Source organism: Kitasatospora sp. LaBMicrA B282 (genome assembly GCF_050325825.1).
Lineage (GTDB): Bacteria > Actinomycetota > Actinomycetes > Streptomycetales > Streptomycetaceae > Kitasatospora.
The window spans coordinates 1-6,010 of the sequence record NZ_JBNQTI010000285.1; the positions used below are offsets into that span (position 1 = coordinate 1).

General features: G+C 75.1%; 6 protein-coding genes. 5 read left to right on the forward strand and 1 reads right to left on the reverse strand.

Features of this window, described 5'->3' with window-relative positions; translation table 11 throughout:
- Together ACQRUO_RS38140 and ACQRUO_RS38145 are read left to right on the forward strand one after the other, a co-directional pair.
- The coding region (locus tag ACQRUO_RS38140) for a PQQ-binding-like beta-propeller repeat protein (RefSeq protein ID WP_428320771.1) at nt 1–1,479 on the forward strand (1,479 nt) is incomplete at its 5' end.
- Nucleotides 1,480–1,586: 107 nt separating this feature from the next.
- Nucleotides 1,587–2,711, forward strand: a complete 1,125-nt coding sequence (locus tag ACQRUO_RS38145) for a S1C family serine protease (RefSeq protein WP_428320772.1) — start codon at nt 1,587–1,589, stop codon at nt 2,709–2,711.
- 25 nt (nt 2,712–2,736) lie between these two features.
- On the opposite strand, the gene ACQRUO_RS38150 is transcribed toward ACQRUO_RS38145, so the two are convergent.
- Nucleotides 2,737–3,945, reverse strand: a complete 1,209-nt coding sequence (locus tag ACQRUO_RS38150) for a sensor histidine kinase (protein ID WP_428320773.1) — start codon at nt 3,943–3,945, stop codon at nt 2,737–2,739.
- Nucleotides 3,946–4,211: 266 nt separating this feature from the next.
- Here ACQRUO_RS38150 and ACQRUO_RS38155 point away from each other — a divergent pair, with 266 nt between their 5' ends.
- The 3 genes from ACQRUO_RS38155 to ACQRUO_RS38165 all read left to right on the forward strand — a co-directional run.
- Nucleotides 4,212–4,628, forward strand: coding sequence for an NADH-quinone oxidoreductase subunit A (locus ACQRUO_RS38155; protein ID WP_428320774.1), 417 nt, complete (start codon nt 4,212–4,214; stop codon nt 4,626–4,628).
- Nucleotides 4,619–5,257, forward strand: a complete 639-nt coding sequence (locus ACQRUO_RS38160) for an NADH-quinone oxidoreductase subunit B (RefSeq protein WP_428320775.1) — start codon at nt 4,619–4,621, stop codon at nt 5,255–5,257. Before ACQRUO_RS38155 ends, ACQRUO_RS38160 begins: the two co-directional genes overlap by 10 nt.
- A partial coding sequence (locus tag ACQRUO_RS38165; RefSeq protein WP_428320776.1) for an NADH-quinone oxidoreductase subunit C occupies nt 5,254–6,010 on the forward strand: 757 nt, incomplete at its 3' end. The genes ACQRUO_RS38160 and ACQRUO_RS38165, both read left to right, overlap by 4 nt.

The following is a 6,010-nucleotide window of genomic DNA, read 5'->3' on the forward strand; positions in this document are numbered from 1 at the left end:
GCCCAGGCCGCGGGCCGGGTCCCGCAGCAGGCCGTCGGCACCCACGCGGTGGCCGGCCGGCCCGGCGGCCCCGCGGTGACCGACACCGAGGCCGCCACCGCCAAGCTCGGCGCCCGGCGGCACCGCGGCGAGCCGGCCCAGGAGATCCAGCTCTCCGGCGCCTCGGTCCGGATAGGGCCGGGGCCGCAGGCGCACGGCGTGGAGCCGGAGCGCCCGCCCACCGGGCCGACCCCGGCCGAGACCGAGTGGGTGCGCCGCGCCGGCGGCGGCACCGGCGCCGCCCAGCCGGGCCAGCAGGCCCAGCCGAGCCAGCCGGGCCAGTCGACCCAGCAGGCCCAGCCCGGCCAGCCGGCGCAGCCCGCGCCGACGGCGGCCGGTCGCTGGCGCCCGTGGCGGTTCCGGATGTCCAACGACGTCTGGGGCACCCCGGTGGTCGCCGACGGCACCCTGTTCATCTCCAGCTTCGAGGTGCACGCGCTGGACATCGCCACCGGGCGGCGCCGCTACAAGACCCGGGACGTGGCCTGGGCGGTCGCGGTGGACGCCGGGCGGCTGCACGCCGCCGACGGGCCGCACCTCTACACCGTCGACGTGGCCGACGGAACCGAGCGCTGGCGCACCTCGCTGGACGGCTGGGTCTACTCGCTGGACGCCGCCGACGGGGTGCTCTGCTGCGGGCTGCGCGGCGGCGGGGTGCAGGTGCGCTCCACCGCCAACGGCGCCGAGCTGTGGCGGGCCGAGGACGCGCAGCAGGACTACGAGAACCCGCAGTCGGGGCCGGCGCTGCTGGGCGGCAACGTCTTCTACTACGGCGGCGGACGGCTGCGCTGCGTGGACGCCCGGGGCGGGCTGCCGCGCTGGAGCTTCCCGGTCGGTGAGGACGTGCCCTCGCGCCCTGCGGTGCGCGGCGGCGTGGTCTACGTGACCGCGGGCACCTGCGTGTACGCGCTGGACGTGGCCAGCGGCGCGCAGCGCTGGCGGTTCGAGGCGCCGGTGGTGCTGTTCACCCCGCCGGTGCTGGACGAGGCGGCGACGCCGTCCGTCTACGTGGCCGACTACCTGGGCAACCTGTACGCGCTGGACGGGGCCACCGGCCGGGTCCGCTGGCAGGGCCGGACGGCCAGCCGGCAGGGCGCCGAGCCGGTGCTGCTGGCCGGGCGGACCGCGCTGATCGCCAGCGGGGAGACGCTCTTCGCCTTCGACACCGCGGAGGGCCGCGAGCTGTGGCGGTACGCGGCGCGCGGCGAGATCGTCGGCTCGCCGGCCGCCGCCGACGGCCTGGTGCACCTGGGCAGCCGGGACCACTCGCTGCACACCGTGGACCTGGCCAGCGGGCGGCTGCGCTGGGAGTTGGGCACCAAGGGCGAGCTGACGGGCTCTCCGGTGGCGGCCGGCGGACGGGTCTTCGTGAGCAGCAAGGACCGCTGCGTCTACGCCCTGGACGCGGTCTACGGGACGGCGGTGCCCGAGCACCGCTGACGCGGCGCGCCGATAACGGTAAATCGGACATGTCGGTGGAATGCTGACAAAACCCGACGGATGTCGGGTTCTGCCGCCCCGCCTGTTCGGAACCGGAGGCCACCCAGGTGCACCCGACGAAGGACCACACCCGCCCGCGCCCGTCCGGCCCGCGCCCCACCGGGCCCCGGGCCGTCGCCGCCCGGCTGGTCGGGCCGGGGACGCTGGCGCTCTGCGCCGTGCTGGCCCTCGCCGGTTGCACCAGCGGCACGTCGACCTCCTCGGCGGCCGCTTCCGCCGGTGCCACCGCCACGCCGTCGGTGACCAACCAGCTGGAGAGCGAGTACCAGCAGGTGATCGGCAACGTGCTGCCCTCGGTGGTGCAGATCACCACCGCCTCCGGGCTCGGCTCGGGGATCGTCTACGACGACAAGGGCGACATCGTCACCAACGCTCACGTGGTGGGCACCGCCACCAACTTCCAGGTCAGCCTGGCCAACAGCAGCAACCAGCTGGCCGCCACCCTGGTCGGCAGCTACCCGGACGACGACCTCGCGGTGATCAAGCTGAGCAGCCCGCCCGGCGGCCTGCGCCCGGTGGTCTTCGGGGACAGCGGCAAGGTGGCGGTCGGCCAGATCACGCTGGCCATGGGCAGCCCGCTGGGGCTCTCCAGCAGCGTGACCCAGGGCATCGTCTCGGCGGTCGGGCGGACCGTCACGGAGCCGCAGGGCGGCGGCTCCCCGGGCGCCACCATCGGCAACATGGTGCAGACCTCGGCCGCGATCAACCCGGGCAACAGCGGCGGGGCGCTGGTCAACCTGTCCAGTCAGGTGATCGGCATCAACACGCTGGCCGCGGTCGACCCGGAGCTGAACGGCAGCGCCGCCACCGGGATCGGCTTCGCCATCCCGAGTGCCACCATCACCAACATCGCCGACCAGCTGATCAGCAGCGGCAAGGTGACCAACTCCGGCCGGGCCGCGCTCGGCGTGGTGGTCCGCCCCTACTTCAACGGCAGTTACCAGCCGGCCGGGGTGGCGATCGTCAGCGTGACCAACGGTGGGCCGGCCGCCTCGGCGGGGCTGCAGGCGGGCGACGTGATCACCCAGGTCGGCAGCACCCAGATCACCACCGTCAACTCGCTGACCACCGCGCTGGCCTCGCTCCAGCCCGGGAACAAGATCTCCGTCGGCTACACCCGCAACGGCTCCGGCAGCACCGCCCAGGTGACCCTGGGCACGCTCGGCTCCTGACCGCTCGCGGGCCGGGCCGGGTCGCTCAGGCGGCCCGGCCCGCCCGGGTGCGCCAGGGGAGCTCGACGGTGACCGCGGTCGGCCCGCCCGCCGGGCTCTCCACCAGGAAGACCCCGTCCACCGCGCCGATCCGCTCGGCCAGGCCGGCCAGGCCGCCGCCGGCCCGCAGGCTGCCGTCCGGCGCGGTGGCGCCGCCCCGGCCGTCGTCGGTCACCTGGAGCATCAGCCGGTCCGCCGAGCGCCAGACGTCCACCGTGGCGGTGCGCGCGCCGGCGTGCTTGGAGGTGTTGGTGAGCAACTCGCTGACGGTGAAGTAGGCGATCCCCTCGACCGCCGAGTCGGGCCGCTCCGCGGTGCCGTCCGGGCCGGTCAGGTCCACGTTGACCCGGACCCCGCCGGGCACCGTGCAGCGGGCGGCCACCGCGGAGAGCGCCGCGTCCAGGCCGCGGTCGGTGAGCACCGCCGGGTGGATGCCGCGGGCCAGGTCGCGCAGCTCCTGCAGGGCCAGCTTCACCTCGCCGTGCGCGGCGTCCACCATGCGGGCGGCCGAGGCCTGCTCGGTGGACAGCTCGGTCTCCAGCAGCTTCTCCTTGGCCAGCCCGAGGTCCATGGCCAGCGCGACCAGCCGGGCCTGCGCACCGTCGTGCAGGTCGCGCTCGATCCGGCGCAGGTCGGCGGCGGCGGTGTCGACCACCGCGCCGCGGTCCTCCTCCAGCTCCTGCACCCGGGCGGACAGCCGGTTCGGCCCGAGCAGCGACTCCACCGCCGCCCGGTGCACCGCGCTCAGCCCGCGGACCACCCAGGGCAGCAGCGGCCAGCCGACCACCAGGAAGACCAGGGTCAGGGTGAAGCTGAGGATGCCCCAAGGAAGCATCAGGACGCAGTAGAGCGCCGAGCGCCAACTGAGCCCGTCGGTGAGGGTGGCCAGTACCCGGCCCGCCAACCCCGGGCGCACCGGGGTGAGCGGCTCCGGCTCCGCCACCCGGGCACCCAGCGAGGCCCGGGCCCGCCGCCGGGCCAGGGCGCCGAACCCGCGGGCCGCGCGCAGCCCGAGGGTGAGCACCGGCAGGCCGATCACGGTGATCGCCAGGCCGGTGCCGGTGGTCAGGGTGACCACGGTGACCACGAAGGCGGCGATGCCGAACAGCAGGCCGACCAGGTGGTGCCCGGCCTGGCGCCACATCCCGGCGCCGTACAGCGGTTGGGCCTGGCCGCGGTCACCGCGCTGCTTCATGGTCTGCGTCCGTTCCGTCCGGTGGTCCTCGAGGAGCTGGCCGGTACAGCTTGCCGGGCGGCCGGGGTCGGGCGCACTGGGGTTCGGCGGAGTTCCGGGTGTGGGGTTAACCCCACCGCGTTGTGGGCAGGACGGGCGGCGGCGAGGGGCGAGATGTCCACGAGTCGTCCCAAGGGTCGGGCGGGGTTCCGGTACGGCCCAGCCGTGGCCATAGACTCACGCCATAACAAGGCTATGAATTCGTAAAGACCGCTGGAGGCGAACGCATGGAGGGCCCCCGGGCCACCGCCCTCGCGGCCGACCCCGCGCTGGGCAGCGGCTACTTCGACGCGTACGCGGCCGTCGGCCTGCTCGCGGTGATCGGCGTGCTCTTCCTGGTGGTCGGCTTCACGGCCAACCGGCTGCTGCGCCCCGCGGTCTGGTCCGCGGAGAAGCTGCTCACCTACGAGTGCGGCGTGGACCCGGTGGGCGAGGGCTGGGCGCAGACCCAGATCCGCTACTACGTCTACGCCTTCCTGTACGTGATCTTCGCGGTCGACGCGATCTACCTCTTCCCGTGGGCGACCGTGTTCGCCGCCGCGGGGTACGGCACGGCGACGCTGGTGGAGATGTTCGTCTTCCTCGGCTTCCTCGCGGTCGGGCTGCTCTACGCCTGGAAGAAGGGGGTCCTGGAATGGACGTGACCCACAGCCACTCCGCCGGCCACGGTGCCGGCGGGCCGGTGCCGCTCGGACTGCCCGACCCCGCCCACCCGGGCCCCGGCGCCCTCGAACAGCGCCGGCTCGGCCCGCTGTCCCGGCTGGCCCCGGACCCGGTCAAGGTGGTGCTGAACTGGGGGCGGCGGTACAGCCTCTGGTGCTTCAACTTCGGCCTGGCCTGCTGCGCGATCGAGTTCATCGCGGCCTCGATGGCCAAGCACGACTTCATCCGGATGGGCGTGATCCCGTTCGCGCCCGGGCCCCGGCAGGCCGATCTGATGATCGTCTCGGGCACCGTGACGGACAAGATGGCCCCGGCCGTGCGCCGGCTCTACGAGCAGATGCCCGAGCCCAAGTACGTCATCTCCTTCGGCGCCTGCTCCAACTCGGGCGGGCCCTACTGGGACTCCTACTCGGTCACCAAGGGCGTGGACCAGATCATTCCGGTCGACGTCTACGTGCCCGGCTGCCCGCCGCGGCCCGAGGCGCTGCTGCAGGGCATCCTCAAGCTCCAGGAGAAGATCGCCGCAGAGTCGCTGCCGGAGCGCTACACCGGCCCCTCGGTCGGCGCGCTGCGCTGCCCGCTGGTGCCGGGCCCGGGGGGTGCCCAGTGACCGATCCCGTGACCGGCCCTTCGAGCGGCGCGGAGAGCAGACCCGCCGACGCCGGGCAGACCCCCGCCGAGGACGCCCCGGCGCAGACGCCCGCCGAGGACGCCCCCGCGCAGACCCCCGAGGCGGCCACCGCCGCCGCGATCGGCCCCTGGGCCACCGCCGCGGCGGCCTACGACCTGCTCACCGTGGACGTGCCCGCCGAGCACTGGACCGAGGCGCTCACCGCCGCCCGGGACGGCCTCGGCCTGCGCTTCTTCGACTGGCTGAGCGCGGTGGACGAGCTCGCCGAGGGCTTCGCGGTCTGCGCCCACCTGGCTGCCGTCGGCGACGCCCGCGCGGTGCGGCACCTGCTGCTGCGCACCCGGGTGCCGCGCGCGGGCGCGGCGCTGCCGAGCGCGGTCGGCGTCTACGCCGGTGCCGGCTGGCACGAGCGCGAGACGCACGAGATGTTCGGCATCGACTTCACCGGTCACCCGCACCTGGACCCGCTGCTGCTGCCGGAGGGCTTCGAGGGCCACCCGCTGCGCAAGGAGTTCGTGCTCGCCGCCCGGGTCGCCAAGGCCTGGCCAGGGGCCAAGGAGCCGGGGGAGAGCGACCACGACCACGCCGGCCCGGCGCGGCGCAAGATGCAGCCGCCCGGTGTCCCGGACCCGAACGAGTGGGGGCCGCTCAAGGGCACCCTGCCGCCGGTCGCCGAGCGGCCGGCCCGGGCCGCCCGCGGCCCGCGGGCCGCGGCGGCTGCCGGGGCAGCCG

Bases quoted from the DNA above. Each gene is read 5' to 3' on its own strand.
- ACQRUO_RS38150 (WP_428320773.1), bottom strand. From the start codon at position 3,945: ATGAAGCAGCGCGGTGACCGCGGCCAGGCCCAACCGCTGTACGGCGCC.
- ACQRUO_RS38160 (WP_428320775.1), top strand. From the start codon at position 4,619: ATGGACGTGACCCACAGCCACTCCGCCGGCCACGGTGCCGGCGGGCCG.
- ACQRUO_RS38155 (WP_428320774.1), top strand. From the start codon at position 4,212: ATGGAGGGCCCCCGGGCCACCGCCCTCGCGGCCGACCCCGCGCTGGGC.